The following is a 25,338-nucleotide window of genomic DNA, read 5'->3' as shown; positions in this document are numbered from 1 at the left end:
TCGAGATCTGTCACCACTCCGGAGGAGTACCCGAACTTCTCACCGCGGTTGCGACAGAGGGGTTCTCGGACCGCAGCGCCTGCCCGAACGTGGTTCGCGGAGACCGCTCGGGTGTTCCTGCGCGCCCGTGAACGAGGGCTGTCGTAAAGCGCTGTGAAGCGGAGGTTTACGGACTCGCACATCACACAGTCCACCATCCTGCCTGACTATGCTTGACACCAGTGAGGGCTGGGTATAGTTTTCCTACTCAGGTGCTCCACGGACGGTGAAGCACACGACCAAGGAGTCCCCATGGCACTGCCCTACAGCCCGGCCACCACCGCGCTACTCGTCGTCGATCCGTACAACGACTTCATGAGCGAGGGCGGCAAGCTCTACGACCTCACCAAAAAGACCGCAGATTCGGTCGGCTTCTACGACAACATGCGCAGCCTCCTGCCCGCGGTTCGTGCGGCGGGTCTGCCGGTGGTGGTGGTCCCACACCACCGTGCCCGTCCGGACGACTTCGACAAGTGGACGAACGTCAACCCTTTCCAGCAGATGAGCAAGACCACCAAGGGTTTCGAGGCCGGTACGTGGGGAGGCGAGTTCAACCAGGAGTTCGGTCCGCAGCCCGGCGACATCGTGGTGCACGAGCACTGGGCCCAGAACGGTTTCGCCAACACCGATCTCGATGCCCAGCTCCGTCAGCTGGTGATCCAGAACATCGTGGTGGTCGGGTTCGTGGCCAACTCGTGTGTGGAGGCAACGGCCCGGACAGGCATGGAGCTGGGGTTCCACGTCACACTGCTGAGCGATGCCACGGCCGCCTTCGACCAGGCGGGCATGGACGCCGCCCGCGTCAACGCGACCATGTACGCCCACGCGAGCCTGACCACCGCAGAGTTCGTCGCCGCGCTGCCGGAGGCCGCCGCCGGTGCGGTGGCGTGAGCACCGGACACTGACAACCAGTGCGCCGACCGGCGCGCTCGATCGACGACACAACGGGTGGAATTCATGGCGAACAACGACTTCAGTCAGTGGCCATGCTCCGTCGCGCGGAGCCTGGGCGTGGTGGGGGAGAAGTGGACCCTCCTCGTGCTCCGTGAGGCGGTCGACGGCACGACGAAGTTCTCGGACTTCCGCGCCGCTCTGGGGATGACCCCCGACGTGCTCACCACTCGCCTGGCCACCCTGGTCGATGCGGGCGTGATGACGCGCGAGGCATACCGCGAAGAGGGGAGTCGCGAGCGCCACGCCTACCACCTGACCGAGGCGGGGCGGGAGTTGCACGTCGTTCTCGGTGCCCTGCAGCAGTGGGGTGACAAGCACCGTCCGTGGGAACAGGGCAACACCGTCGAACGGCGCGACAGCCGTACAGACGGGCACGTCCACGTCGCATTCGTCGACGAGCACGGACGCGAGGTACCTGATTCCGCAGTTGTCGTCCTGCGTACCGACAGCCACCCGTTCGGGCCCAGCGCCTGAACGCATCACTCAAACCGACAAGTTTTCAGACCAAGGAGAATCATGTCCACCACCCAGCCTGTCGTTCTCGTGACGGGGGCGTCCTCTGGAATCGGACTCGCGACCGCGAGACGCTTTGTTTCCCAGGGCTACCGCGTCTTCGGTACCAGCCGGAACCCCCGTCGCCTCCCACCGGTGGAGGGGGTCACATTCGTGGCGCTCGATGTCACCGATGACACGTCGGTCACCGATGCCGTCGCCGCGGTCGTCGACCAAGGGGGTCGTCTCGACGTTCTGGTCAACAACGCCGGCGCCCTGCTCGTCGGTGGCGCGGAGGAGAGTTCGGTCGCGCAGGTCCAACAACTGTTCGACACCAACTTCTTCGGCGTCGTCCGGATGACGAACGCCGTTCTGCCCCACATGCGTGCACGGGGCACCGGCCGGATCGTCACTGTCGGATCTCTCGTCGGCTTCGTGCCCACTCCGTACAACGTCTTCTACTCGTCGTCGAAGTACGCACTGGAGGGCTACGCACAGGGACTTGATCACGAGTTGCGCGAGTTCGGTATCCGATCCGTTCTGGTCGAACCCGGGTACACCAACACCGCGATCGATGCCACGCTGTGGATGGGCGATTCGCCCATCGAGGCGTACGAGGCGCGGCGGGTACAGGCCCGGACGGCGATGGCCGACAACATCAGTGGGGCAGACTCCCCCGACTCCATCGCCTCCGTCGTCGTGAAGGCGGCGTCGGCGACGTCCCCGAAACTGCGGTATCCGGCCGGCGCGACCTCGCGTCTGATGACCCGGATGGTGCGCGTCGCCCCGGCAGGGCTCCTCGACTCGGCGATACGTCGGACCGCCAAGCTCAACCAGCCCGCCCCCGCCGCCACGACGCAGCAGGTCCGGGCATGAGCAAACGGAGTCAGGAACAATCACGAACAGGGCTGCTGCTTGTCGATCCCTACAACGATTTCCTCTCCGAGGGTGGCATGTTGTGGCCGATGGTCTCCGATGTCGCAACGGAGGAAGGCCTGCTCGACAACATGCGCGCGGTGGTTGCCGCCGCTCGTGCCAACGGAGTGCAGATCTTCGTCGTCCCCCACAAGCGTTGGCGTGAAGGCAATTACGCGAACTGGAGCTTCCTGACTCGCGATCAGCAGCGTGGAAACGAGGCCCATGTGTTCGAGAACGGAAAGTGGGGCGGTGACTGGCATCCGGACTTCGTGCCGCAACCGGACGACGTCGTCATCGCCGAACATTGGGGTCAGAGCGGTTTCGCCAACACCGACCTCGATTTCCAGCTGAAACAGCACGGGATCACCCATGTCGTGACGATCGGGATGATCGCCAACACCTGCATCGAGGCGACCAGCCGCTTCGCCATGGAACTCGGCTACCACGTGACGCTGGTGAAGGGCGCCACCGCGGCGATGAGTCGCGAGATGCTTCACGCGGCCCACGAACTCAACGGACCGACCTATGCGCACGCCATTCTCACCGCTGACGAACTCGTCGCCGAGTTCGCCGACGGCGAGTCCGCCACAACCGATGAGGAATGACCATGTCCGACAACGAAGTGTTCTACGACCGCTTTGTGAGCGAAACCGAGGCACGGGCGACCATAGACGTCCCGGTCGAATCCATCGACCTGGGGGACTGGGTTCTCAACCTGCCCGACGCCGAGTACCAGCGTTGCGCGCCGGGAGAGCACATCGCTGCCGGCCGCACGGTCAGTGACGCCGGCGAGCCGATGTCGATCAACGTAGAGAACATCGGTGGTTATCTCGTGATCCAGCATTATGTCGCCGAGGTCCACGATCGCGATCACTGCCGCATGGTCTCGCTGTCGGACGTCCAGACGCCCCAGGGGTGGATCAAGATCCACGCAACCTGGGAGCTTCAGACGGTCCGGGTCGACGACCAGCACAGCGAACTGATCAACACCGTGACCACGCGACCCACCACCTCGTTCTTGAAATTCATCGAGGCAGAGGGCCGTTCGTTCGACGAGGCCTCCGTCGAGATCAACGAAGGCGTCGTCGGCCACAACCATCGCGAGACGCCGCTGTTCGCGGAGAGCATCGGCCGCAAGTTCGTGGCCGCCTCTGCCTGAGGGGCGAGGTCGCCGATGATTCCGCGACGGGGCCGGAGGCACTGCTGGTTCCAGCGTCGGCTCAGTTCACGCCGGACCGTGAACCGCGATGTGCGCGAACCGCCTTCGCAGTGAGTTTCTCGTCGCCCGTAGCGATGGCCTCGACGAGGTCGGCGTGAATGGACCACCGCTTCTGCAGATACGTTGCGGGGTCGCTAGCTGCCGACGATGTGGTTGTGGACAGGTCCCTGATGCACCGAAGGGTCCCCAGGTATACGGCGCGCGCAACGTGATTCGTGGTGATGGATGCGATTTTCTCGTGCAGTACCCAGTTCTGCGCCATGAACTGCTCGGCATCGGAGCACCGGCGCATACGTTCGACTATCGCCCGGAGCCGGGCTGTGTCGCGAGCAGTGTGCATCCGCGCGGCATCGGTACAGATCAGCTCTTCGAGCGCCTCGCGAACCGCGATGGCGTCAGCGACATCGGTTGCACCGTCGGGCACCTCGAGCAACGTCTGACGCAGCCGCACCACAGGGTTCTTGCGGGCCACGAAAGCGCCGCCGTTTCGGCCGGGACGGATGTCGATCACTCCGCGGTCGGCGAGCAGACGTAGGGCCTCACTGATGGTCTGTTTGCCCAGCTTGGTCTCGGCACGTAGGGCTGCAACCGTCGTGATGCGTTCGCCCTCGGCGAGCTCGCGTTTCGCGACTGTCTGTTCGATGTCGGCGGCGAGGGCCTCCACTCGTGACACCGCCCCGCTTCTTTGGGTGATCACGTCGGAGACCCTTCCCTGTCGGCCGGCGAGTCGTCGCCGTCCTGCGTTCGAGCGGGCGGCCCATCGTAGGGCTCGGTCGATGTGACTCGTGACATCAAATGCGCGGTCGCGGCGGTAAGCGACGGGTCGCGGGATGGGTGGCGCAACAATGCGTGCCCGAGGTCGTGGTCGAGATCGCGGAGCACCGTGTGCAGATGATCTCCGCCGTTGACGGCGTTGACCGCCTCGATGAGTGTCGACGGTGTCTGGATCCGGAAGTAATGCGGACGTCCTCGTGCCGTCTCGCCCGCCCAGGCGAAGTGGACGTCGGCCGGATCAAGGGCGGAGAGCCATGACTGATGAGCGGCGGCGGTCTCCTGAGGCATGCGCTCCAGATAGCAGAGCATGAGTGAACGGAGCAGGTGCGCCTGTTCGTCACTGAGCGCGTCACCGGATATCCCGCGGGGATGTGATCGGTCGAACTTGGTTGCCTTGCGGTCGGCGTCGGTGATGCGGTACTGCAGCATCCCGAGGTCGTAGTTGTCAGCGCATTCGACGGCTCCGACGTGGGGGACCTGGCGGGTCACGAAATCCGGGGGCGCGACGGAGTGGATGATCGCCTGCTCGCGTTGATCGTCGGTGAGCGCATCGAGAAGTGCGAACCCGAGCTGCTCGTCGTCGTGGAGTGGCTTCAGGACACCGTCGTATTCAGTGGGCTGGGCACCGAGGGCGAAGGGTGTGGCGAACACCCAGCGCTCCTGCACGACAGTGACACTCATGGACACATGGTGGCCGAGGAAACGCAGAGTCCATGTGTCCTCGAACCCTGGCCGACCGAAGATCGTGAGGAAGTAGGAGTCCGGGGACCGCCAGGCCTGCAATGCCGGCCCCAAGAGTTCCCGCTCGTAATCCCGCAGAACGGTCTCGAGTTGCGTTATTGCGAGCATCTTCGTGAGGGTCTTCAGCGGGACGCACAACCGAACGAGATCCCATGCCAACACCTTCTGATGGCGGTCGAGCAAGTGCAGGGACACGCCTGTTCGGTCCGGTTTGGGGATCATGTCCCAATCGAGACGCCGAGTGTCGGAGAAGTCGGTGATCAGGGCGGCGCCGCGTTGGTCGGCAGTCAACGTGTCGACCAGACCCATCGCGGTGAACACCAGCTTCGAAGCGGTCGCAGGCGCATCCCAGCGTTCCAGAATGCTGCTCTCCGACACGCGCCCCCCTAGAAACCAGCCGGTTAATTTTGCTGACGTTAGCCCAGTCCGCCTCGACTCGGCAAGGTTCGAGAAACGTCACACCCGCGCCGGTATGGCTGATTGCGAGAGCCTTGACGCAACGCGAGCGGCTCGTCAGTATGGGCGGAGTTACTACCCGGCTAATATTGGTGCGCTGAGAGGGAGGGTTCCGTGGCGGAGCGTGTGTTGGATTGTGAGGTGGCGATCGTGGGGTTCGGGCCCGGCGGTCAGGTTCTGGCCTCGCTTCTGGGACTGACAGGTCACCGGGTGGTGGTGTTCGAGAAGTTCGCCAGACCCTATGGCCTGCCCCGGATGAGCACCTTGGACGGGGAGATCGCTCGCGTTCTTCAGCACACGGGAGACCCCGAAATTGCTCTGCACGAGTCTATTCCGCAGAGAGAGGTCGAGATGCACGGGGTGGACGGTTCGATTGTCGGCCGACTGGATTGGTCGCGCGATCACAGCGGCCATCCGTCACATCTGTCCTTGCATCAACCGAACATCGAGACCGCGATGGCGCGGCGTATCGACGAGTTCGACCACGTATCGGTTCTCTGGGGCCACTCGGTGATCGACATCGTCGACGACGGGGGCTGGGTGGTGTCGGCGGTCGATGATGATGGGCAGTCGACGATGGTGTGGCCGCGATACCTGGTCGGGATGGACGGCGCATCGAGCATGGTGCGCCAAGCCCTGGGAATCGAGCTCGAGGTCTTACGGCAGCACGACGACCGTTGGGTGTTGACCGACTACGACGTGGTGGCATCGCTTCCCGACGGGCTCGATCACCGGATCTACATGTCAATGGGCCTTGAGACCCCATATTTTTATGGCCCCAACGGCGCAGGCCGCTGTCGCATCGACGTTCGCTTGTCCTCCGATGACAGCGATGCTGCCGTGGCCGACGACTCGGAGGCAGGTTTCACGTTTCTCGAACAGACCGTCGGCATTCCCCGAGACCGGGTGCGGCAGACACGCCGTGTGGTCTACCGGTTCCGATCGCAATTGGCGACAGCGCTTTCCGTAGGAGACGCGTTCATCGGAGGTGATGCCGCGCATGCGATGCCTCCGCACATGGGCCAGGGGGCGTGTACGGCGATGCGTGACTCGGCAAACCTTGCGTGGAAGCTGGACCTGGTGCTCCGCGGGATCTCCGATCCCTCGCTGCTCGACACCTACGAGTCCGAGCGCTTGCCCCACGACAGTCAATTCGTGTGGGGATCCCTCGGATCGTGGACGATGGCCACTCAAACCGACCCGGTGGGCGCTGCGCAACGCGACGACTACTTCCGGACCACCGACGACGAACTCGACGTCTACATCGAACCTCTTCGAAACGGTGTCCTTCATCGAACGAGTCCGGATGAATACGCCACGCAGGCAGGTGAACTCGCACCGCAGGGCCGTGTGCGATACGACGGTCGAGAGGCCCTTCTCGACGACATCGTCGGCTACGGCTTCCAGCTGATCAGCAACCGGGAGATCGACCGCGAACTCGGCGCACAACGCCTCGCCGGCCTGGAACGTCTCGGTGTCCACCGGGTCGTCGTCGGAGGTGAAACGAGCCAGTACGCAGATGTGAACGGTACATACGCCGACTACTTCGCCGAGCATGGGGCCGTCGCGTTCGTCGGACGACCCGATGGTTACACGTTCGGCGCTACGCCGGATGTGCCGACGACCCTGGCCATGGTCGACGATCTGTTGACCCAGCTGCTGGCACCGATCACCGCTTCGCCATGACACATTCACCGAGGGAGACGACCATGCCGTACGACACCAGCCACCTCATCGGACGACCCACCGACCGGAGTCTGATCACCGCCGTGCTTCACAGGTACGCGCACGTGGCGCGCGAGGAGGCCGACTTCGACCGCATCGCAACACTGTTCACCGAAGACGGGACATTCGCGCTACAGGATGGAACCACCTGGGGACGTGATGAGATCGGCAACGTGGTGCGCGGCGACGAAGCTGCCTACATTCGCCATCACGTGACGACCATCGACATCGAATTCGACGCCGAGAATCCGGATATCGCTCGTACGAAGACCACCTTCTTCGCCATCACCGACGAGGCTGCGCCCGACCATTGGGGTCATTGGGATGATGTGGTGCGTCGTCAACCCGACGGCACGTGGCTGATCGCGGAGCGAACAGTCATCGCCGAGGGCGCCGACCCTGACGGGTGGCTGATGCGCGTCTACACCGCTGAGGCGGAATCGGCTGAGAAATGACCGCAGGTGAGCGGCATCGTTCTCTGCTGACCGCCTTGACGTGCGGGGACGACTCGAGAGAGGTGGTCGCCCGGGTCGCAGACGCGCATCTTCGACGGTCTGACCTTCTGACCTGTGCAGCCAAGCGTTCTGATCGGCTGAGATCGGTGGAGCGGGTGGCGATTCGAGCCACCCCGACGGCGGAGACCGTTGTCGACCTCGTGTGTGCGATCGAGGCCGGACTGACAGTTGTGCCGGTGCCGCCCGACAGCGGGCGACTCGAGATCGCGCACATCCTGTCCGACTCGGGCGCGCAGGCATGGCTCCGCAACGGGGCGCTCGTGTCGGTCGGCGGATGCGACACGCGGTCGTCGGCCACGCCCGCCGCAGATTCGCCGGCGCTGATCCTCTACACGTCCGGGACCACGGGGCCGCCGAAAGGTGTGAAGCTGAGTCACGCGGCCCTCGCAGCGGGTATCGACGGAGTGGCCGAGGCGTGGGAATGGTCAGCGGACGACGTCGTTGCACATGGCCTTCCGCTCTATCACGTACACGGTTTGATACTCGGTCTGCTGGGGCCACTCCGTCTCGGGAGCAGGGTTGTGCTCACGGGAAGGCCCACGCCTCGCGCCTATGCGAGTGCTGGTGCGTCGATGTATTTCGGAGTGCCGACCGTGTGGTCCCGAGTCGTCGAGGACAGCCACAGCGCCAAGGGATTGAGGAGCGCCCGTCTCCTCGTCTCCGGTAGCGCGGCACTGCCGCCGAGGGTGTTCGAGCGCCTGCATGATCTCACCGGACATGCGCCGGTCGAACGCTATGGGATGAGCGAAACCCTGATCACGCTGTCGACGCGTGCGCGCGACGCTCACCGTGTCGCCGGGACCGTCGGCACGCCGATCCGCGGAGTTGAGACCCGCATCGTCGACGACGACGGCTCCGTCGTGCGGTCCGACGGAGTCAGCATCGGTCGACTTCACGTTCGTGGGGCGACGATGTTCGACGGCTACGTCGGGATCGACAGCTCGGACCGGACCGACGATGGCTGGTTCGTGACCGGGGATCTGGCCACTGTGGACGTCGACGGGAACCACCGGGTGATCGGACGTGAATCCACCGACCTGATCAAGTCGGGCGGATATCGGATCGGCGCGGGAGAGATCGAGACGGTGCTGTCCGATCAACCCTCGGTGGTCGAGGCCGCTGTGGTGGGCGAGGACGACGATGATCTCGGACAGCGAGTCGTCGCCTATGTGGTGACCTACGACACCCTTCCGAGATGTTGACCCGCCACCTGATCGATGTTGTCGGACAACAGCTGTCGAAGCACAAGCGACCCCGGGAGGTGCGTTATGTCGATGCGCTTCCACGTAATGCTCTGGGCAAGGTGCAGAAGAAGCGTTTGGGCGGCCCGTAGTGCAGGGCCGCCCGTCGGACCTCGGGTCCGCTACCGCAGGCGCTGGGAGATGAAGACCGCCTCTCGTTCCATGATCTCGTTGATCTCGCTGACCAGGGTCTGCTCGACCTCCTGACCCATCATGGGGATCGGTACGGAGATGTCGAAGTGAACGTGCAGAGTGCTGCCGGCCTGCCGTGGTTCCAATGTCATTCGGCCGGTGATGGTCCCCGGCCCCTTCATCTCGACATCGGCCTCGCCACGAAAGCCTGAACCCGCAGCGGACCACGTTTCTGTCCTGATGATCTCGGGTTCGCCACGAACAAAACCCTTCACTGCGCGAGGCAGCTTCGACCGTGACATCGACGTGCTGACCGCAAAGGTCAACGTGTCATCGCGCACTTCGTGGGAGACCACCTTGCGGGCAGTCGCGTCGAGAACGTCGAGTCGATCAGCGATGAATCCCTCGTCACAGAAGAGTGCGTACAGCGCTTCAGGCGACGCGTCGAAGTCGTGCTCGAGATCCAATTCGGTTGCCATGATTCCCTTTCTCATTCAGTAAATAGCCGTATAATAAACGATACGGTAGGAGTGGACACCACACAACGGAGAGTCATGAGAAGGACGGATATCCAGTTCAATGTCGACGGAATCGGGACTGTCCGAGGGTGGCTCTTCACGCCTGACGGCGGGACACCGCCGTGGCCGGGGGTGGTGCTGGGCGAGGGGCTCGGTGGCATCAAGGAGATGTCATTGGACCTCGTCGGATCGGCTTTCGCCGAAGCGGGCGTGGCTGCAGTGGCTTTCGACTACCCCAATTTCGGCGACTCCGAAGGCCCTCGACGCCAGTTGGTCGATCCGGCAGCGCAGATAGAGGCGTATCGAGGGGCTGTGGCTTTCGCCCTGGCCTCGGAGGTCGTGTCCTCGCACCGGATAGCTCTGTGGGGAGCGAGCTTTGGTGGTGGACACGTGTTGCGTGTCGCGTCACTGCGGGGATGCCATGCGGCGTGCGCGGTGGCAGTCGTCCCATTCGTCGGGGTCCCGATCGTTCGCACCGCACTGGGCTCGGTACGACCCAGCGCGTTGCGCCGGGCTCTGCAGTCGACCATCCCCATCGTGGGTCCGACCGGCGGTACTGCAGCGCTGATGAACTCGGACGAGGGGTACGAGGCGCTCGTCAACACCATGGCGGTGCGTGCCCCGCGATGGCGGAATGAGATCGACAGTGGGTCGATGTCTAGAGTGTTGCGATACCGGCCGTTGCCGTCAGGTGCCCGACCATCGATTCCCACTCGCGTGATCGTGGCCACCGACGACATCGTCAATCCTCCTGGCAGGGTCCGCGAAAGCGTCCAGGGCGCAGATCTTGTCGAGATCAGCGGTCGGCATTTCGACATCTATGGCTCGACGTTCGAACCGATGATGGCGGCATCAATCGCCTGGATCAGGCATCACACAGCGGAGGTCTCGTGAAGCTGACCGGTGTCACGGTGCGCGGCGAGCGTTGGGTCGCCGCGGTTGTCGATGGAAACCTGTGGCCACTGGCTTCGGTGGACGACTTCTGGACCGACCCCTATCGCTGGATCGGTGCAGCGCCATCGTCGGCACCGAGCGGTCGGGCAGGAGAGGCGGAGACGACCTATCTGCCGGATCGTGCGCGCGTTGTCTGTGTCGGCCTCAATTATCGCGCGCACGCCGCCGAGGGTGCGTTCGAGGTACCTGAGTACCCCACGCTGTTCGGTCGATGGACCGCTTCGTTGACGGTGGACCACGGACCGGTGACAGTGCCTGCCGATGAACTCGGACTGGACTGGGAAGGCGAACTGGCGGCGATCATCGGGAGCGCGGCGGCCGATGTGGACGAGACGGAGGCTGCGGAGCGCGTTCTGGGATACGCGGTGTTCAACGACCTGACCGCGCGCAGGGCTCAAAAGCTCACCACCCAGTGGACGTTGGGCAAGAACGCGGACCTGAGCGGACCAACCGGACGCCTGGTCACCTCCGACGAATGCGGGGACCCGGCGAGTGGATGGGCGCTGACGACGCGAGTCAACGGCGTCACTGTCCAGAGCGGCAACACACGCGACATGATCTTCTCGGTACCGACGATCATCTCCTTGATCAGTCGGACGCTGACCCTACAGCCGGGTGACATGATCGTCACCGGAACTCCCCACGGTGTGGGGTACGTCCGCGATCCACCGTGGCTGCTGGGTCCAGGTGACACCGTGGAGGTGACCATCGACCACCTGGGAACCCTCACCACCCCGGTCGTCGAACGTCCCCGGAGCGTGAAGTGAGACGAGCCTGACAGAGCGTGGCAGTGTCAGCTGACGCCGGCGCCGCCCAGGAGCGAGGTCGCGATCGCGCGACCGAGACCTGGGTCGGCATGGTTCTGCACAACCGCGCGGGACGTGACCCCGTCGTGGACGACCGTGAGTGCGACGGCGAGTGCGCCGGGGTCGTCGACGCCGGCCTCGTCGGCCGCGTCGCGAAAGTATTCCGTCAGGGTGTTGTGGAAGCCGCGTGCCACGGCCCGTGCGGGATGTTCCGCGTTTTTGATCTCCATGCTGGCCGAGACGTACGGGCACCCTCGGAACGTGGGCGCGCTGATGATGGCTTCGAGGTTGTCGAACAGCGCCAGAATGCGCTGTCGCGGAGGTGAATACGGCTCAGCCCGGGGCAGCAGAACCGCGAGGTAGGTCGGGATGCTGCGCGCGAGGCTCGCCGCCATGAGGTCGTCTTTGCTCCCGAATATCTCGTAGAGCGACTTCTTGGACGCGCCCGCCGTCTTGCAGAGCTTCTCGACGCCGACGCCGACTCCGTCGGAGTAGAAGAGTTGCGCGGCCGCATCCATCAATCGGGTGCCCGTGGGGGAGTCCGGTATGGCGGGAGTCGTTGTCATCTCTCCAGTTCTACACCCCGGGCTTGCGGATGGAAACCGATCAGTTTATCGTCAGTCACGGCTGGAAACTGATCGGTTTCCAAGTCTGAGCTCGCACCCCATGTACAACGAGGAGACTGCAGTGACCATCCCTACGACCACGCGCGCCTGGACTCTTGTCGAACGCCCGGCCGGTCAGCCGACGGCCGCGAACTTCTCGATCGAGGAGATCCCGCTCCAGCCGATCGGGCACGGTGAGATCCTCGTCCAGAACGAGTTTCTGTCCGTCGACCCGTACATGCGCGGACGGATGAGCGCGAAGAAGTCATACATCGACCCGTACGAGGTAGGCGAGCCGATGGACGGCCCCGCGATCGGTCGCATCATCGACACGCGCGCACAGGGTTTCGAGGTCGGCGACCATGTGTTCCACGGCCTCGGTTGGCGGGAGCATGCCGTCATGGCGGCGGTGACAGCGGTGAAGGTCGATCCTGCACTCGCTCCGCTGTCGGCGTTTCTTGGCGTTCTGGGTATCCCCGGACTCACGGCCTACATCGGGATCGAGCGTTTCGCCGAGATCTCCGAAGGTGACGTCGTCTACGTCTCGGGTGCGGCCGGCGCGGTGGGCACCGTGGCGGGACAGATCGCGAAGCTCAAGGGTGCGGCGAAGGTCATCGGCAGTGCGGGTTCCGACGAGAAGGTGTCGCAGCTGGTCGAGCAGTTCGGTTTCGATGAGGCGTTCAACTACAAGAGCGGCCCGATCGCCGATGCGTTGGCGAAGTCGGCCCCGGATGGCATCGACGTCTTCTTCGACAACGTCGGTGGCGAGGCGCTCGAGGCCGGGATCGGTGCGCTGCGTACACATGGTCGAATCATTCTGAGTGGGATGGTCTCTCAGTACAACGACGAGCCGGTGGAGGGTCCGAAGAACATCTGGAATCTGGCGGTGACGCGGTCGAAGCTGCTGACCTTCATGGTCACCGAGGAGATGGATCTCCAGCCGCAGTTCTTCGGGGAAGTCGGAACGTGGCTTGCGACGGGTCAACTGAAGACGCAGGAAACGGTGAAGCAGGGATTCGAGAACACACTCGACGCGTACTTCGCGCTCATGCGCGGTGAGAACACCGGAAAGATGGTCGTCGCGCTGTAGCGTCCGCACACCCTTGGGCCCGGCGTGACCCGCAGTCGCGTCAGGCGGGCAGCGTCCGATACCCCTGTGCCCCAGATCTTCACACCACCATCCGCCACGGGACGCCATCGTTCCGGGCCAGCGAGGAGCAACCACGATGATCGATCCGCGCGCAGAATGGGTAGTTCGTTCCGCGGGCGCCGAGGTCGCCGTCTTCGAGTACGGGAACTCCGGCTCGGACACCACTCTGCTTCTGGTCCATGGGTATCCGAACAACCACACACTGTTCGAGAAGATGATCGATGAGATCGGCGACCGCGCCCGAATCATCGCCTACGACACACGGGGTGGCGGCCAGACCGTTGTCGACCACCCGGAGTCCAAGGAGTCCTTCACCATGGACCGCCTTGCCGACGACGTGTACGCCGTGGTGGATTCGATTCCCGATCTCGCCGGACCCGTTCATGTTTTCGCCCACGACTGGGGCTCCATGCAGATGTGGAAGCCGCTGCAGGACCCTCGTGCGTCGACGGTGTTCGCGTCGTACACGTCGGTCTCGGGGTTCAGTGTCGACCATCTCCGGGAGGTCTCGCGCCGCCAGGCGGCACGACCGATCGAGTGGCCGGCTCTTGTCGCTCAGCTCGCCCGCTCCTGGTACGTGTGGGGATTCCTCACGCCGGGGCTGAACAGATTCGTGCCATCGTGGTTCATGAAGGCTGCTCCGGGAGACCCTGCCCCCGTGCCCGATCCGTTCGACATGCAGCGCGGCGTGGAGCTGTACCGCGCCAACATCATGGCCCGAATGATGTCGGGGGAGCCGCCCCGGTGCGACATCCCAACGCTGATCGTGGTGCCTCTCAAGGACAGGGTCGTGTCTCCCGGCCTGATGAAGGGCATCGATCAGTGGATCCCTGATCTCACGGTCCTTGAAGTCGACGCCAAGCACTGGTGGCCGTGGAGCCATCCCTGTGATGCCGTCGATGCACTTTTCGACCACATCGCGCGCAACTGACGGCGTGGTCGGCGGTGAGTCGGCCGGCGGGGGATTCTGTCGCCGAGTTGGATTGCGGCCGTGCGTGGGGTTTTGGCCATTCACCGCGCTCACGGCCTCGAGATGGGAGGCGTGAAGCCAGACTTCGATGCGATAGATCGAGTGTGTGCGCCATCGACAGACGGCCACCGACGACTGATGAGGATGGGTCGGGAATGACAGAACTCCACGGCAAAGTCGCCTTGGTCACCGGCGGTTCGATGGGGATCGGTGCGGCCGTTGCACAAGCGCTTGCCGATGCGGGTGCCACGGTGGCGGTCGTCGCGCGTGGAGCGGAGAAACTGCAGGAGACCGCTGCGAGGTTCGGTGTCGCCGCGCACGCATTCCCGTGCGACCTCACTGATGCCTCGGCGATCGCGACGATGATCGAGACCGTGACCGATACGCTCGGTCCGCCGGACGTGCTGGTCAACAACGTGGGCGCGGGCACCTTCAAACCTCTGCAGGACATCGGCCACGACGAGGTGCTGCATGCAGTGGACCTCCCGCTCGCGGCCGCACTGGCTGCGACCCGATGCGTTGTCCCTTCCATGTTGGCCCGTCGGCAGGCTCACATCGTCAACATGACCAGCCCCGCGGGCTAGCTTCCTCTGCCCTACATGACTCCGTACACAGCGAGCAGGCACGCCATGGTCGGGCTGTCGTTGAGCCTGCGAAACGAATTGGCAACGGCGGGAATTGGAGTCTCACTGGTCTGTCCGTCCAAAGTCAACACGGGCTACTTCGAACGCACCGACGCCGACATGGCGTGGTACCCGAGGATGTCTAAGACTTTCCGACAATTGAACACGAAGAGGTCGGTGTTCGTGTCGTCGACCCGATCCGCAGGAACAAGCGTGAAGACATCTTTCCGTTACGGCTTCGACGGATGATCGGCGCCCACCGATGAGCCCCGGCGCTGAGCCTGGCAATCGTGAAAGCCTTGGGTCTCTACCGCCCGCAGCGATCGCTCGAATGACGGCGTGACAGCGGCGTGTCTGTTTCGGCGGGGCGGATGAACGACGGGGCTAGGGTGTCGAGCCCTCGGGATGCGGCGCGTCGCGGGATTCCAGCAGCGCGTCCGTCGTGCGTTGGATGTGCGCCGAGAGCTCCGACACGGCACGGTCGGAATCGCCGACGAGTGCGGTGTCGAGAAGTCGGCGGTGTTCGCCGGCGATGTCCCGATGGGTGCCGTCGGCGGTGGTGTTCGACCAGCAGTGGTAGACCTCCGAGATGGCCCGCAGGGAGTCGGCCAACCAACGGAGTCTGTGGTTTGGGCACGCCTCGTACAGCGTCGCGTGGAACGCGGAGTGCGCTTGCAGCCAGTCCTCGTTGACGGCGCCCGTCGAGTCCGTCGTGGGGGTGGCGGCCAGGGTGTGGTGGACCGCCACGAGGCGCGACTGCCACGCAAGGTCGCCCTGGTCGACGGACTGTCGGAGGGCTTCGCACTCGATGTTGACTCTGATCTCGGTGATGTGGCGTAGGTCTTCCGCGGACACCGTCATGACCCGGAACCCGAACTGCGGTTCGGACGTCACCAGGCCCTGTTCCACGAGTCTCGGAAGGACCTCCCGCAGCACGCCGGTGCTTGCCTCGTAGCGCTGCCCCAGTCGGGCGAACGGGAGGCGTTCTCCGGGCCTGAGGCGCCCGTTGAGAATGTCGCTTCGGATGTCGGCGTGGACCTTCTCGGCTCGCGTCTGCGCGCCGGACCGGCTCGGCTTCGACAGTGCCTCAGAGACCATTCCCGAAGTAAAGCAGATCGGACGCGATGCCGGAACCTCTCCATAATTTCGAAATTAGCTTGACATGTCGAAATCGAGGGCGAAGTGTGTGGGCAGACAGCACCAGCGATCCGACTTCAGGAGCGAACATGCGAGTGGCATCCGTCGACAACCGACTCACCGTCGTCACCCCCGAGGGCTACGCAGTCGACGTGGCCCGACTCAGCGATCATCGGTTCTCGTCCGACCCGCAGGACATCTACGAACGATGGGACGAGTTCCGCGAGTGGGCCGCCGACGCGGTCCCGGCGGACGGCGGAGCGGCCGGCGCCGGCATCGACCCCGCCACGCTGGACAATCCTGTCCCGGGGCCGCGACAGGTCTTCGCGATCGGCCTGAACTACAGAGACCACGCCCATGAAGCAGGGCTGACGCTCCCCGAGGCGCCGCCGACGTTCACCAAGTTCCCCACCTGTCTCACCGGCCCGAATGGAGACGTTCAGCTGCCGAGCGCATCGGTGGACTGGGAGGCGGAACTCGTCGTGGTCATCGGTCGGCGGGCACGCCACGTCAAGGAGGGGGATGCCTGGGCACATGTCGCGGGGCTGGCCGTCGGCCAGGACTTCTCCGAGCGGGACATCCAACTCGCCGGACCGGCTCCACAGTTCGGGCTCGCCAAGTCGTTCCCGGGATTCGGCCCCATCGGTCCGTGGCTGGTCACGCCGGACGAATTCGACGATCCGGACGATGTGGAACTGAGCTGCACGGTCAACGGCGAGGAGGTCCAGAAGTCCAGCACGTCCATGTTGATCTTCTCGGTTCCTGCGCTGATCGCCCAGCTGTCCGCGGTGTGTCCGCTGCTTCCCGGAGACGTGATCTTCACGGGTACACCCAGCGGCGTCGGCGCGGCCCGGACGCCGCAGCGGTTCCTCGCACCCGGTGACGTGGTCGTCACCCGGATCGAGGGAATCGGCGAGATCCGCCAGCGCTGCGTGGCATGAACTCATCCGCGCGATCCCTCCTGACGACGAGTTCAGCAGCAACGACCATGACCAACCGCCGGATATCACGCACGACAAGCGACACAGAGGAACTGACGTCATGACATCGCAATCACCCACGGCTTTCAGCCGCCGCACAGTGCAGTTCACCTCGGGCGACTCCTACTGCACTGCCTGGCTGTACCGGCCTGCCAACGACTCCCACGCGCCCGTACCGGTCGTCGTGATGGGGCACGGCATCGGGGCCACCCGCGAGATGGGGCTCGCGCCCTACGCCGAACGGTTCGTCGCCTCCGGGTTGGCAGTACTGGTCTTCACCCACCGCCATCTCGGCGACAGCGGCGGCGAGCCCCGCCAGGTGATGTCGATGAGCGAGCAGCTGGCCGACTGGGACGCCGCTCTGGACTTTGTGAAGGAGCTCCCCGAAGTCGATCAACGCAGGGTCGCGGTATGGGGCAGTTCGGTCGGCGGTGGCCATGCGATCGCGGTCGCCGCCAAGCACAAAGAACTGACTGCCGCCGTCGCCCAGGTCCCCTACACCGACGGTGTCGCCTCCACCCGCGCACACGGGCTCGGAGTGCGTGAGACCGCTGTCCTCGGCGGCGTCATGGCCCGTGACTTCCTGGCAGCGGCGCGCGGCAAGCAGCCGGTCACCATCCCGCTCGCAGCGCAACCGCACGAGCTGGGTCTGATGACTGCGCACGACGCGCTGCCCGGGATGCTCAAGCTGGCCGACGGGTACGAATGGGACAACCGCGTGGCGGCCCGCAGCCTCATCGGCATGATGCTGTATCGACCCGGCCGGCTCGCCAAGGACGTCGCCGCGCCGATCCTGTTCTGTATCAGCACGATCGATTCGGTCGCCCCGTCCGGTCCGACCGAGCGCTACGTCCGCAAGGCGCCTCGCGCAGACGTACGCCATTACGACGCAGGGCACTTCGACATGTACGTCGGAGATGCCTTCGTGAAACTGGTCACCGATCAGACCGATTTCCTGCTCAGCCACCTCAAGCCTGCACAGGTCACCACCGGCTGACACCGCGCGCCCCCCCGAATCGACCACAAACAAGGAGCACCCATGTCCACAACTCGCGTCACCACAGTGCGCCCCGTCAAGAAGCCGCTCGCGTCCGCGGGAGCCGCGTGGGTGCGCAGCGACCAACCCCGCCAGGCCGGGATGGACTACTGGCGGGACAACCACTCGCAGCGGGTGGTAGCCATCCCCGGCTTCGACGAGAACCGCCAGGTCCATTTCGACGAGTCCAATCCGGGCCTGTGGCCTGCCACCCCCGGTATCGAGACCGTCATCCCTGTCGACCGCAAGATGGACGGAGTCGCCGACATCACGTTCACGTCCTTGCTCGGGCTGTTCTCCGGTCGCAAGGAGACCCAGGCCCTGCAAAAGGACGAGGTCAACGCGTTTCGGCGCACCGTGATGTACCTGAGTGCGCCGTACAAGGCCCTGTGGTACCCCGTCGCCGAGCCCGGTGTGAAGGCCGGCGCGCACGCTTGGCTGTTCTTGCGACGCCGCGAGGGCGTCAGCACCGGCGCGTTCCGCAAGCAGGTGAATCAACTAGCCCAGGCGCTCACCGAGACCGGGGAGCTGCGCGAACTGCGCACGCAGGCTTTCACGCCCTGGGTCGAGGCGTTCTGGAACACCCCGAACGTCGCCCACGACAACCCGAAGGACCAGCGGTTCCATGCCTCGATGATCCTGGGCTTCGCGGATGCCGCCGCACGGGATGAATTCTTCGCCCGTCCTGAGATCGCTGCGCTCTCTGCGGATGTGGGGGCGAAGGTGTCGGCGATCCACGCCTATGCCGCACAGGTCATCACCTACATCAAGCACGGCGAGGTGCTGCGGACACCCGAACGCTGACGGGCGCGTGGGGTGGGCCTGTCGCGTCTCGGTGCGCAGTGACCTGATCGAGCTGTCGGATCAGCTCGCGCGCGGCTACGCAGAACTCGCGGGTCTGGTGTCGCTGCGGGTCACCCTCGACGCGATGGTCAACCCCGACCTGCTCGCCCATCTGACGGACACGTTGAACCAGAGCCGCTTGGTGACCACGCGACAGATCGTGCGTCGCGCCGTTTCCCGAGGTGAGCTCCCTCGTTCCACATCGACCACCCTCCTCCTCGAGCTGGTGACCGGGGCGATCCTCACCCACTCGCTGTTCTCCCAGGCCCACGAAGGTCCCGCCGCTCCCGCACGCATCAAGCACTCGACCCTGGTGTCGGACAACCTTCTTCGTGCCCTCATGCCGGACTGATCTGCCCGGGACAGACCCGCCCGATCACGAACGCGGAATCGGAGTGGACTCGTTCACTTTCGGGGCTTGGCCGACGACATCGTCGCGGTGCTCGATCATCTCGGCGTCCCGGCCGTGGTGCTGTGCGGTTGCTCGCTGGGAGGCATCACGGCGATGGTGACCGCGGACAGACATCCGGACCGGGTGGCCGGGATCATCGTGCAGGGACCGGCGATGCGATACGGGGTCACCGCCCCCTTGAATGCCCATCGACTGGAGTTGGGCGCCGACCAAGATGCACCGGTCGCCGATCCGAGGGCCTTCGCCGCGGTGACCGCGTCGGCACTGGACTGGATCGAAGGCCGGCTGGATCGACAGAGCCGGTAGCGCCCCGTCCGCGTGGACCGACGTGATCGCCGAACCGCGGTTGCTCAGGGACCCGTCAGCGAGGGGATTGTTCCGCCGCGACGGCCTGCACCCAGCCTCCGACCGCGAGCGCCACGTATATGCCGACGAATGCGAGAGACAGTCGCACACTCCGCCTGCGCACCAACGATTTCCACGATGTCATGGTGCACCGATCTGCTACGCGCATCCGTCGTCTCTGCTTCCCATCGACCATCGTTCGTTGTGAAGGTACGCGCTGGGTGAACACTTGTAAACAGAATCTCGAGCGCACTGCACGGACGCGACATCGTCGAGCAGCCGTGAGCGAGAGGCGGGGCGAGTGTCGCTAACCGCGCCGGGGTGTCGCGATACGGGTGGGTGCATTCCGGCCTCGGAGCAGGACGGGTTGCGAATGCGACCAGTGTTGGGTCTCGTCGACCGACGCCGCGTCGAGCGCATCCGACGACGCGATGGTCCGAGATTCCTCGGATTTGGCCAGGTCGCTGAGGCGAGCCGCCTCGTTCACGGGATCGCCGATGACGGTGTACTCGAAACGATTTGCCGCGCCGACGTTCCCCGCGAGACATTCTCCGTAGGTCACACCGATCCCGGCATCGAGACGCCCGTCGAAAGGGATGTCGGCGCACAGCAATCGGGCGGTCCGCAGCGCGGCACCGGCGGCGTCGTCGTGGGGCAGCGGTGCGCCGAACACGACGAGCGCGGCATCGCCCTCGAACTTGTTGACGAACCCGTCATGGCGTTCCGCGGTCGACACGACGCACTCGAAGAAGTCGTTCAGGAGAGTGACGATGTGTTCGGGGGAGTGCTGCTGCGCCAGCGATGTGGACCCGACCAGGTCGATGAACAGGACTGCGACATCGCGGATCTCACCGCCCAGCGTGGGTTCCACCTCGATGGCGCGGGCGGCGACCGCGTCCCCGACGTGTTTGCCGAACAACTCCCGGATGTGTTCGCGTTCCCCGATCGTGCCGGCCATGCGGTTGAAACCGACCTGGAGACGCCCGACCTCCGAGCCGTCGTACACCGGCACTCTCGTGTCGTAGCTGCCCGTCTCCACCCGTGCCATGGCCGCGGTGATCTGGGTGATCGGATCGGCCACCGATCGAGCGGTCAACGCCATCCCGCCTGCGCCGACGCACAACGAGATCGCCGAGAGTGCGAGCACCGCGCCGGCGATGTTGTCGCCGGGACGGATCACGATGTCGAGGAGGCTGCCGAGGGCGATCAGGCCGGAACCCAGCAACGGGACCACCGTCGACAGACCCCACATCGCCAACAGTCTCGCCGTGACACCGGGCGCGGTGTACCGGCCTGGGACGCCGCGGATCATCACCTCGGAGATGATGGGCCGCAGAGTGCGTTCGGCCACGACGTAGCCCATGGCGCAGGTGGCCGCTCCGCCGAGTCCCACCGCGATGGCGATGACGACCAGCAAGTCCCTGCCTCCGCCCGCCGCACCGTTGACGGCGACGAACACGAGAAGCCCGACGAGCCACAGCGTTGCGTTGACCAGAACCTGCCGCGCCGGCAGGCGCAGCACCGTTTCGTACTCGCGCAGCTCGGGGACCCCGCCGCGGGCCAGCCATCCGAATGCCGGGAGAGCCGTCCGCACGCCCATCGCGAACCCGATACCCACTGCCACCGGAAGGAATGCGGCGAACGTGACGAAATTGCGGACCGAGAGCACCGTCCCGTAGTCGAGCGGCAACGGGAGGATGAACCGGATCAAACCGAACACGATGAACGCCCCGATGACGTTCGCGAGCACCATGCCCAGCGCGTACAACTGCACCGGTCGACGAGCGAACACCGCTCGCGAAGTGGCCCCACGCTCTTCACTTCGGCGATTCACTCCGTCATCTTCGCAAACCCATGAGGACCCGGGACGCCGAATGGGCGGGAGGGTGAACCGACGAGCCCGACGTCAGTGGGATCGGCCAGGTGACCGAAGCGTAGGGCGCACTTCGCTGCCGCCATCGATCCTCGCGCCACGTGATCCATCGAATCCGGGGTCGTCGCCGCGGCGTGGAACCGAATCGTCCTGCTGTGTCCAGCTGCCGAGCAGCCGCATGGATTCCTCCGCCGTCGAGTGGGGCGCGGGGGTGTAGACCGTCAGGGTCAGGCCGACGTCGCCGGGAAGCGGCATGGCCTCGAAACCGAGCTCGATGTCCCCGATGGCTCTGTGATGAAACGTCTTCACACCGGAGACGTGCCGCCGCACCTGGTGAGCAGACCACCGGGAGCGGAATTCGTCGGAGCGCATGGACAATTCGCCGATGACCTGCGCGAGATCGCGATCGCGGGGAAAGCGTCCGGACTCGGTGCGCAGGATGGCGACGTTGGTGTCGGCGGCGCGCTGCCAGTCCGGATAGGTTGTCTGCGACCGAGGGTCCAGAAAGATGAAGCGGGAGTGGTTCACCGGACGCTCGGCGGCGAGATACATGTCGGAGTACAGCGCGCGAGCAAGGTGGTTGGTCGCGATCATGTCCTGGGCGGGGTTACAGACAAAGGCCGCAGCGCCGGTGATCGCATCGAGCATCGACTGCAGAGCGGGACGTACCGCCGTCGGATGCCGTGGCGCCGGTCTGCGCGCACGGGCCGTCGGTGTCGCCGCATGTGCGAGGTCGAGGAGATGATCGTGTTCGGCCTCGTCGAGCTCGAGGGTCCGCGCTAGGGCGGACAGTACCGAGTCGGACACACCCGCGAGGTCGCCGCGCTCGATGCGGGAGTAGTACTCCACGCTGAGGCCCGCCAGGGTGGCGACTTCGCTCCGTCGCAGGCCGGGTACACGCCGGTTCGCGCCTGCGGGCAACCCCACCTGCTCGGGGCGGATGCGTCCGCGGCGCGTGGTGAGGAAGTCCTTGATCTCCGCGCGTGTGTCCACGTTCTCGACGATACGATGGCCGCGACCTGCCAGGGGTGCCCTGCGAGTACACCCATCGGCAGGGACTTCCCGGTCTCGTCGAGCCGGCGTTGTCTGGACCCATGAGAGCAACCCTGATGTACGGCGCCGGCGATGTCCGGGTCGAACACGTCCCCGACTCGACCATCGCCGAGCCCACCGATGCGCTGGTGCGGATCACTGCCTCCTGCATCTGCGGCAGCGATCTCCACCCGTACGGATCGATGTCGGCCGAGGACGGTCCCGCGCACATGGGCCATGAGTTCATCGGCGTCGTCGAGGACATCGGGCCCGCGGTGACCACCCTGCGCACGGGTGACCTCGTCGTGGCGCCGTTCGCGTTCTCCGACGGGACCTGTCAGTTCTGCCGCGCAGGCCTGCAGACCTCGTGCGAGCACGGTGGGTTCTGGGACGGTCTGCCCGGTGAGGGCGGCCAGGCCGAGGCGATTCGCGTCCCGCTCGCCGACGGCACCCTGTTCCCGCTGCCCGTCGCGGCCGACTCCGCGTTGATCCCGTCGTTGCTCACCATCTCCGACGTCCTCGGCACCGGATACCACGCGGCCGTTCGCGGTGGCGTCCGCGAGGGCTCCTCGGTCACCGTGATCGGCGACGGCGCAGTGGGATTGCTCGCCGTCCTGTCGGCGAAGCGTCTCGGTGCCGAGCAGATCATCCTGATGGGTCGCCACCGCGCACGCACCGACCTCGGGCGAGAGTTCGGCGCCACCGATGTGGTGTCGGCGCGGGGTGACGAGGGTGTCGCGGCCGTACGGGACCTCACAGGCGGATTCGGTACCCATGTCGTGCTCGAGGCAGTCGGTCACCTGCCCGCCTACGAGCAGGCGTTCGGTGTCGTGCGCGCGGGCGGCACCATCAGTCGTGTCGGAGTGCCGCAGTACGAGGACGCACCGGTCGGATTCGCGAGCCTCTTCGGCGGCAACGTCACCCTGACCGGCGGCCCGGCACCCAGCCGCGCCTACATGGAGGAGTTGCTGCCCCCGATCCTCGACGGGTCGATCGAACCGGGCAAGGTCTTCGACGCCACCACCGACCTCGACGGCGTTCCGGGCGGATACCGGGACATGGCCGACCGGACATCGCTGAAGGTGCTGGTGACGCCGTGATCAGCTACGACTACACCGGACAGGTCGCTCTGGTCACCGGCGCCGCGAAGGGGGTCGGGTTCGCGACGGCCGCTGCGTTCGCCGCCCACGGAGCCGCAGTGGTGTTGGCCGACCGTGACGCCGATGCCCTCGACGACTCGGTCGGCACCCTGCGCGCCGACGGACATCAGGTGCTCGGCGTGACATGCGACGTCGCCGACGAGGATTCCGTTGCCGCGCTGGTGCGCCGAACCGTCGACGAATTCGGCCGACTCGACGCCGCATTCAACAACGCCGGAATCCAGGTGCCCCGAATCGATGCCGCCGATGAGCCCGCCGAGAACTTCGACCGCGTCGCCTCGGTGAACCTGCGTGGCGTGTGGGCCTGCATGAAACACGAACTGGGTCAGATGCGGAATCAGGGGAGTGGCGCCATCGTCAACTGCTCGTCCCTCGGCGGCCTCGTCGGGAACCCCGGACTCGCCTCCTACCATGCGACGAAACACGGTGTGATCGGGCTGACGTCCAGTGCAGCACTGGATTACGCCGCGCGCGGGGTGCGGGTCAATGCGGTGTGCCCCGGCACCATCGACACCCCGATGGTCACCGACATGATCGAGAAGGGGGCGCTGGAGAGGGAGTCGATGACAGATGCCATCCCGATGGCACGACTCGGCCGCCCCGACGAGATCGCTGCCGCTGTTCTCTGGTTGTGCAGCCCAGCCGCGAGTTACGTGACCGGTGTAGCACTCCCCGTCGACGGAGGGTATGTGGCGCAATGAGATTCGTGAGCATGTTTCGAGGGGCGACCATCCTGTGCGCGGTCGGTACGGTGCTGGTCGCGTGCGCGGAGTCGGGAGACCCGGCGCGACCAGGTGCCGGCTCGAGCACTCGGGTGTCGGCGGCAGCAGATGCGAATGCACCGCTGTCGCCGACCGGCGCCTCTGAGCGTTTGGTCATCACCGCCGGAGGGGTGGAACTGGTCGCCACCCTGCGCGACACCACTGCCGCGCGGGACCTCCTGTCCCAGTTGCCCCTGCGCATCGAGATGAGCGACCACGGGGGAGTGGAGAAAACCGGACGGCTTCCCCGACCGCTGACGACGTCGGACGAGCCGTCCGGGGCAGACCCGGAGGTGGCCGACCTCGGCTACTACGCCCCGGGAAACGATCTGGTCCTCTACTACGGCGATCAGTCGTACTACGAGGGCATCGTGATCCTGGGACGCCTCGACGGAGACCTGGCAGAACTCGCCCGGACACCGGGCCCCATCGACGTCACCGTGCAACGGTGACATGACACATCAGGAGGAATCATCATGAAGATCACCCGGAGCACCACCGGCGCCGGAGCCGTCCCGACCGCCAAAGGTCCCTCGGACTGGTTCACCGGCGACGTGTACATCGATGCCGCCGCCGCATCCCCACCGCCGTCACGCGTGTCGGCGAGCCTCGTGCACTTCATGCCCGGCGCCCGGACGCACTGGCACCGACACGCCCTGTCACAGACCGTCTTCGTCACAGAAGGAGTCGGACTCTGTCAACGCCGCGGAGGGCCGATCGAAGTCATCCGGCCCGGCGACCGGGTGCTGTTCGAGGCCGATGAGATCCACTGGCACGGCGCGACTGCGGACCGGTTGATGGTCCACCTCGCGATCAACGAGGCCGACGACGACAACGACGCGGTGGAATGGCTCGACCCGGTGACCGACGACGAGTACGGGCAGCAGTAGACGGCCACCGGACTTCGATGGCGAAGCAGTGAGTCCC

The 25,338-nt window shown here is 65.3% G+C and carries 26 protein-coding genes and 3 pseudogenes; 22 read left to right on the top strand and 7 right to left on the bottom strand.

Annotated features, from left to right (window positions below):
• The first annotated feature begins 291 nt into the window (after positions 1 to 291).
• The 5 genes from ACLBW1_RS12120 (at position 292) to ACLBW1_RS12100 (ending at position 3,562) form a co-directional block, all read left to right on the top strand.
• On the top strand, positions 292 to 930 hold the full coding sequence (locus ACLBW1_RS12120) for an isochorismatase family cysteine hydrolase (protein WP_447812060.1): 639 nt from the start codon (positions 292 to 294) through the stop codon (positions 928 to 930).
• 66 nt (positions 931 to 996) lie between these two features.
• Positions 997 to 1,467 carry a winged helix-turn-helix transcriptional regulator gene (locus ACLBW1_RS12115; protein WP_447812059.1) on the top strand — a complete coding sequence of 157 codons (471 nt, stop codon included), beginning with the start codon at positions 997 to 999 and terminating at the stop codon, positions 1,465 to 1,467.
• A 42-nt stretch (positions 1,468 to 1,509) separates the two neighbouring features.
• A complete protein-coding gene (locus ACLBW1_RS12110; protein ID WP_447812058.1) occupies positions 1,510 to 2,361 on the top strand; it encodes an oxidoreductase in 852 nt (283 codons plus the stop codon).
• The gene (locus ACLBW1_RS12105; protein WP_447812057.1) at positions 2,358 to 3,008 is read left to right on the top strand and encodes an isochorismatase family cysteine hydrolase; all 651 of its coding nucleotides are present in this window, start codon (positions 2,358 to 2,360) and stop codon (positions 3,006 to 3,008) included. Before ACLBW1_RS12110 ends, ACLBW1_RS12105 begins: the two co-directional genes overlap by 4 nt.
• A 2-nt stretch (positions 3,009 to 3,010) precedes the next feature.
• A complete protein-coding gene (locus tag ACLBW1_RS12100; RefSeq protein WP_447812056.1) occupies positions 3,011 to 3,562 on the top strand; it encodes a hypothetical protein in 552 nt (183 codons plus the stop codon).
• A 61-nt stretch (positions 3,563 to 3,623) separates the two neighbouring features.
• Here ACLBW1_RS12100 and ACLBW1_RS12095 read toward each other — a convergent pair whose 3' ends face one another.
• Positions 3,624 to 4,286 (bottom strand): FadR/GntR family transcriptional regulator, encoded by a 663-nt coding sequence (locus ACLBW1_RS12095; protein ID WP_447812055.1) that lies wholly within the window; start codon positions 4,284 to 4,286, stop codon positions 3,624 to 3,626.
• Positions 4,287 to 4,315: 29 nt separating this feature from the next.
• On the bottom strand, positions 4,316 to 5,515 hold the full coding sequence (locus ACLBW1_RS12090) for a DUF3500 domain-containing protein (RefSeq protein WP_447812053.1): 1,200 nt from the start codon (positions 5,513 to 5,515) through the stop codon (positions 4,316 to 4,318).
• Between the two features lie 192 nt (positions 5,516 to 5,707).
• Between ACLBW1_RS12090 and ACLBW1_RS12085 the strand changes: the two genes are divergently transcribed.
• The 3 genes and pseudogenes from ACLBW1_RS12085 (at position 5,708) to ACLBW1_RS12075 (ending at position 9,166) form a co-directional block, all read left to right on the top strand.
• Complete coding sequence (locus tag ACLBW1_RS12085; protein WP_447812052.1) at positions 5,708 to 7,279, top strand: FAD-dependent monooxygenase; 1,572 nt, start codon at positions 5,708 to 5,710, stop codon at positions 7,277 to 7,279.
• Positions 7,280 to 7,302: 23 nt separating this feature from the next.
• Entirely contained in the window at positions 7,303 to 7,773 is a 471-nt protein-coding gene (locus ACLBW1_RS12080; RefSeq protein ID WP_447812051.1) for a YybH family protein, read from the top strand.
• Positions 7,770 to 9,166, top strand: a pseudogene (locus tag ACLBW1_RS12075) (AMP-binding protein). The gene ACLBW1_RS12080 and the pseudogene ACLBW1_RS12075 overlap by 4 nt, the downstream one beginning before the upstream one ends.
• A gap of 30 nt (positions 9,167 to 9,196) precedes the next feature.
• Here ACLBW1_RS12075 and ACLBW1_RS12070 read toward each other — a convergent pair.
• Positions 9,197 to 9,685, bottom strand: a complete 489-nt coding sequence (locus ACLBW1_RS12070) for a DUF2505 domain-containing protein (protein WP_447812050.1) — start codon at positions 9,683 to 9,685, stop codon at positions 9,197 to 9,199.
• Between the two features lie 171 nt (positions 9,686 to 9,856).
• On the opposite strand from ACLBW1_RS12070, the gene ACLBW1_RS12065 reads away from it, so the two are divergent.
• Both ACLBW1_RS12065 and ACLBW1_RS12060 read left to right on the top strand, forming a co-directional pair.
• Positions 9,857 to 10,618 (top strand): alpha/beta hydrolase, encoded by a 762-nt coding sequence (locus ACLBW1_RS12065; protein ID WP_447812049.1) that lies wholly within the window; start codon positions 9,857 to 9,859, stop codon positions 10,616 to 10,618.
• A complete protein-coding gene (locus tag ACLBW1_RS12060; protein ID WP_447812048.1) occupies positions 10,615 to 11,445 on the top strand; it encodes a fumarylacetoacetate hydrolase family protein in 831 nt (276 codons plus the stop codon). The genes ACLBW1_RS12065 and ACLBW1_RS12060 overlap by 4 nt, the downstream gene beginning before the upstream one ends.
• 26 nt (positions 11,446 to 11,471) lie before the next feature.
• On the opposite strand, the gene ACLBW1_RS12055 is transcribed toward ACLBW1_RS12060, so the two are convergent.
• Positions 11,472 to 12,050 carry a TetR/AcrR family transcriptional regulator gene (locus ACLBW1_RS12055; RefSeq protein WP_447812047.1) on the bottom strand — a complete coding sequence of 193 codons (579 nt, stop codon included), beginning with the start codon at positions 12,048 to 12,050 and terminating at the stop codon, positions 11,472 to 11,474.
• Here ACLBW1_RS12055 and ACLBW1_RS12050 point away from each other — a divergent pair.
• The 3 genes and pseudogenes from ACLBW1_RS12050 (at position 12,031) to ACLBW1_RS12040 (ending at position 15,081) form a co-directional block, all read left to right on the top strand.
• Complete coding sequence (locus tag ACLBW1_RS12050; protein WP_447812046.1) at positions 12,031 to 13,179, top strand: NADP-dependent oxidoreductase; 1,149 nt, start codon at positions 12,031 to 12,033, stop codon at positions 13,177 to 13,179. The genes ACLBW1_RS12055 and ACLBW1_RS12050 overlap by 20 nt on opposite strands.
• Before the next feature lie 136 nt (positions 13,180 to 13,315).
• A complete protein-coding gene (locus tag ACLBW1_RS12045) occupies positions 13,316 to 14,170 on the top strand; it encodes an alpha/beta fold hydrolase (protein WP_447812045.1) in 855 nt (284 codons plus the stop codon).
• 194 nt (positions 14,171 to 14,364) lie between these two features.
• A pseudogene (locus tag ACLBW1_RS12040) lies at positions 14,365 to 15,081 on the top strand (SDR family NAD(P)-dependent oxidoreductase).
• A gap of 135 nt (positions 15,082 to 15,216) precedes the next feature.
• On the opposite strand, the gene ACLBW1_RS12035 reads toward ACLBW1_RS12040, so the two are convergent.
• Entirely contained in the window at positions 15,217 to 15,930 is a 714-nt protein-coding gene (locus ACLBW1_RS12035; protein WP_447812044.1) for a GntR family transcriptional regulator, read from the bottom strand.
• A 128-nt stretch (positions 15,931 to 16,058) separates the two neighbouring features.
• Here ACLBW1_RS12035 and ACLBW1_RS12030 point away from each other — a divergent pair, with 128 nt between their 5' ends.
• From ACLBW1_RS12030 to ACLBW1_RS12010, 5 genes and pseudogenes are all read left to right on the top strand, one after another.
• The gene (locus ACLBW1_RS12030; RefSeq protein ID WP_447812043.1) at positions 16,059 to 16,910 is read left to right on the top strand and encodes a fumarylacetoacetate hydrolase family protein; all 852 of its coding nucleotides are present in this window, start codon (positions 16,059 to 16,061) and stop codon (positions 16,908 to 16,910) included.
• A gap of 100 nt (positions 16,911 to 17,010) precedes the next feature.
• Positions 17,011 to 17,946 (top strand): alpha/beta hydrolase, encoded by a 936-nt coding sequence (locus ACLBW1_RS12025; RefSeq protein WP_447812042.1) that lies wholly within the window; start codon positions 17,011 to 17,013, stop codon positions 17,944 to 17,946.
• Positions 17,947 to 18,012: 66 nt separating this feature from the next.
• Complete coding sequence (locus ACLBW1_RS12020) at positions 18,013 to 18,789, top strand: strictosidine synthase (protein WP_447812041.1); 777 nt, start codon at positions 18,013 to 18,015, stop codon at positions 18,787 to 18,789.
• Positions 18,790 to 18,820: 31 nt separating this feature from the next.
• Positions 18,821 to 19,180, top strand: coding sequence for a TetR-like C-terminal domain-containing protein (locus ACLBW1_RS12015; RefSeq protein WP_447812040.1), 360 nt, complete (start codon positions 18,821 to 18,823; stop codon positions 19,178 to 19,180).
• A 42-nt stretch (positions 19,181 to 19,222) separates the two neighbouring features.
• Positions 19,223 to 19,546: pseudogene (locus ACLBW1_RS12010) on the top strand (alpha/beta fold hydrolase); the annotation flags it as partial.
• Between the two features lie 346 nt (positions 19,547 to 19,892).
• Here the strand turns inward: ACLBW1_RS12010 and ACLBW1_RS12005 are convergent.
• Together ACLBW1_RS12005 and ACLBW1_RS12000 are read right to left on the bottom strand one after the other, a co-directional pair.
• A complete protein-coding gene (locus tag ACLBW1_RS12005) occupies positions 19,893 to 21,359 on the bottom strand; it encodes an adenylate/guanylate cyclase domain-containing protein (RefSeq protein ID WP_447812039.1) in 1,467 nt (488 codons plus the stop codon).
• A gap of 132 nt (positions 21,360 to 21,491) precedes the next feature.
• The gene (locus ACLBW1_RS12000; protein ID WP_447812038.1) at positions 21,492 to 22,451 is read right to left on the bottom strand and encodes a helix-turn-helix transcriptional regulator; all 960 of its coding nucleotides are present in this window, start codon (positions 22,449 to 22,451) and stop codon (positions 21,492 to 21,494) included.
• A 101-nt stretch (positions 22,452 to 22,552) separates the two neighbouring features.
• Between ACLBW1_RS12000 and ACLBW1_RS11995 the strand changes: the two genes are divergently transcribed.
• Genes ACLBW1_RS11995 through ACLBW1_RS11980 form a run of 4 tightly spaced genes read left to right on the top strand, consistent with a single transcriptional unit; the run spans position 22,553 to position 25,301 of the window.
• A complete protein-coding gene (locus ACLBW1_RS11995) occupies positions 22,553 to 23,590 on the top strand; it encodes an alcohol dehydrogenase catalytic domain-containing protein (protein ID WP_447812037.1) in 1,038 nt (345 codons plus the stop codon).
• Entirely contained in the window at positions 23,587 to 24,351 is a 765-nt protein-coding gene (locus ACLBW1_RS11990; RefSeq protein WP_447812036.1) for a glucose 1-dehydrogenase, read from the top strand. Before ACLBW1_RS11995 ends, ACLBW1_RS11990 begins: the two co-directional genes overlap by 4 nt.
• Positions 24,352 to 24,362: 11 nt before the next feature.
• Positions 24,363 to 24,863 (top strand): cyclophilin-like fold protein, encoded by a 501-nt coding sequence (locus ACLBW1_RS11985; RefSeq protein ID WP_447812175.1) that lies wholly within the window; start codon positions 24,363 to 24,365, stop codon positions 24,861 to 24,863.
• Between the two features lie 24 nt (positions 24,864 to 24,887).
• Positions 24,888 to 25,301: a (R)-mandelonitrile lyase gene (locus ACLBW1_RS11980; RefSeq protein WP_447812035.1), complete on the top strand. Its 414-nt coding sequence runs from the start codon at positions 24,888 to 24,890 to the stop codon at positions 25,299 to 25,301.
• Positions 25,302 to 25,338 lie beyond the last annotated feature (37 nt).

This window comes from Williamsia sp. M5A3_1d, assembly GCF_053345315.1.
This window is presented reverse-complemented; position numbering and strand designations above follow the sequence as displayed.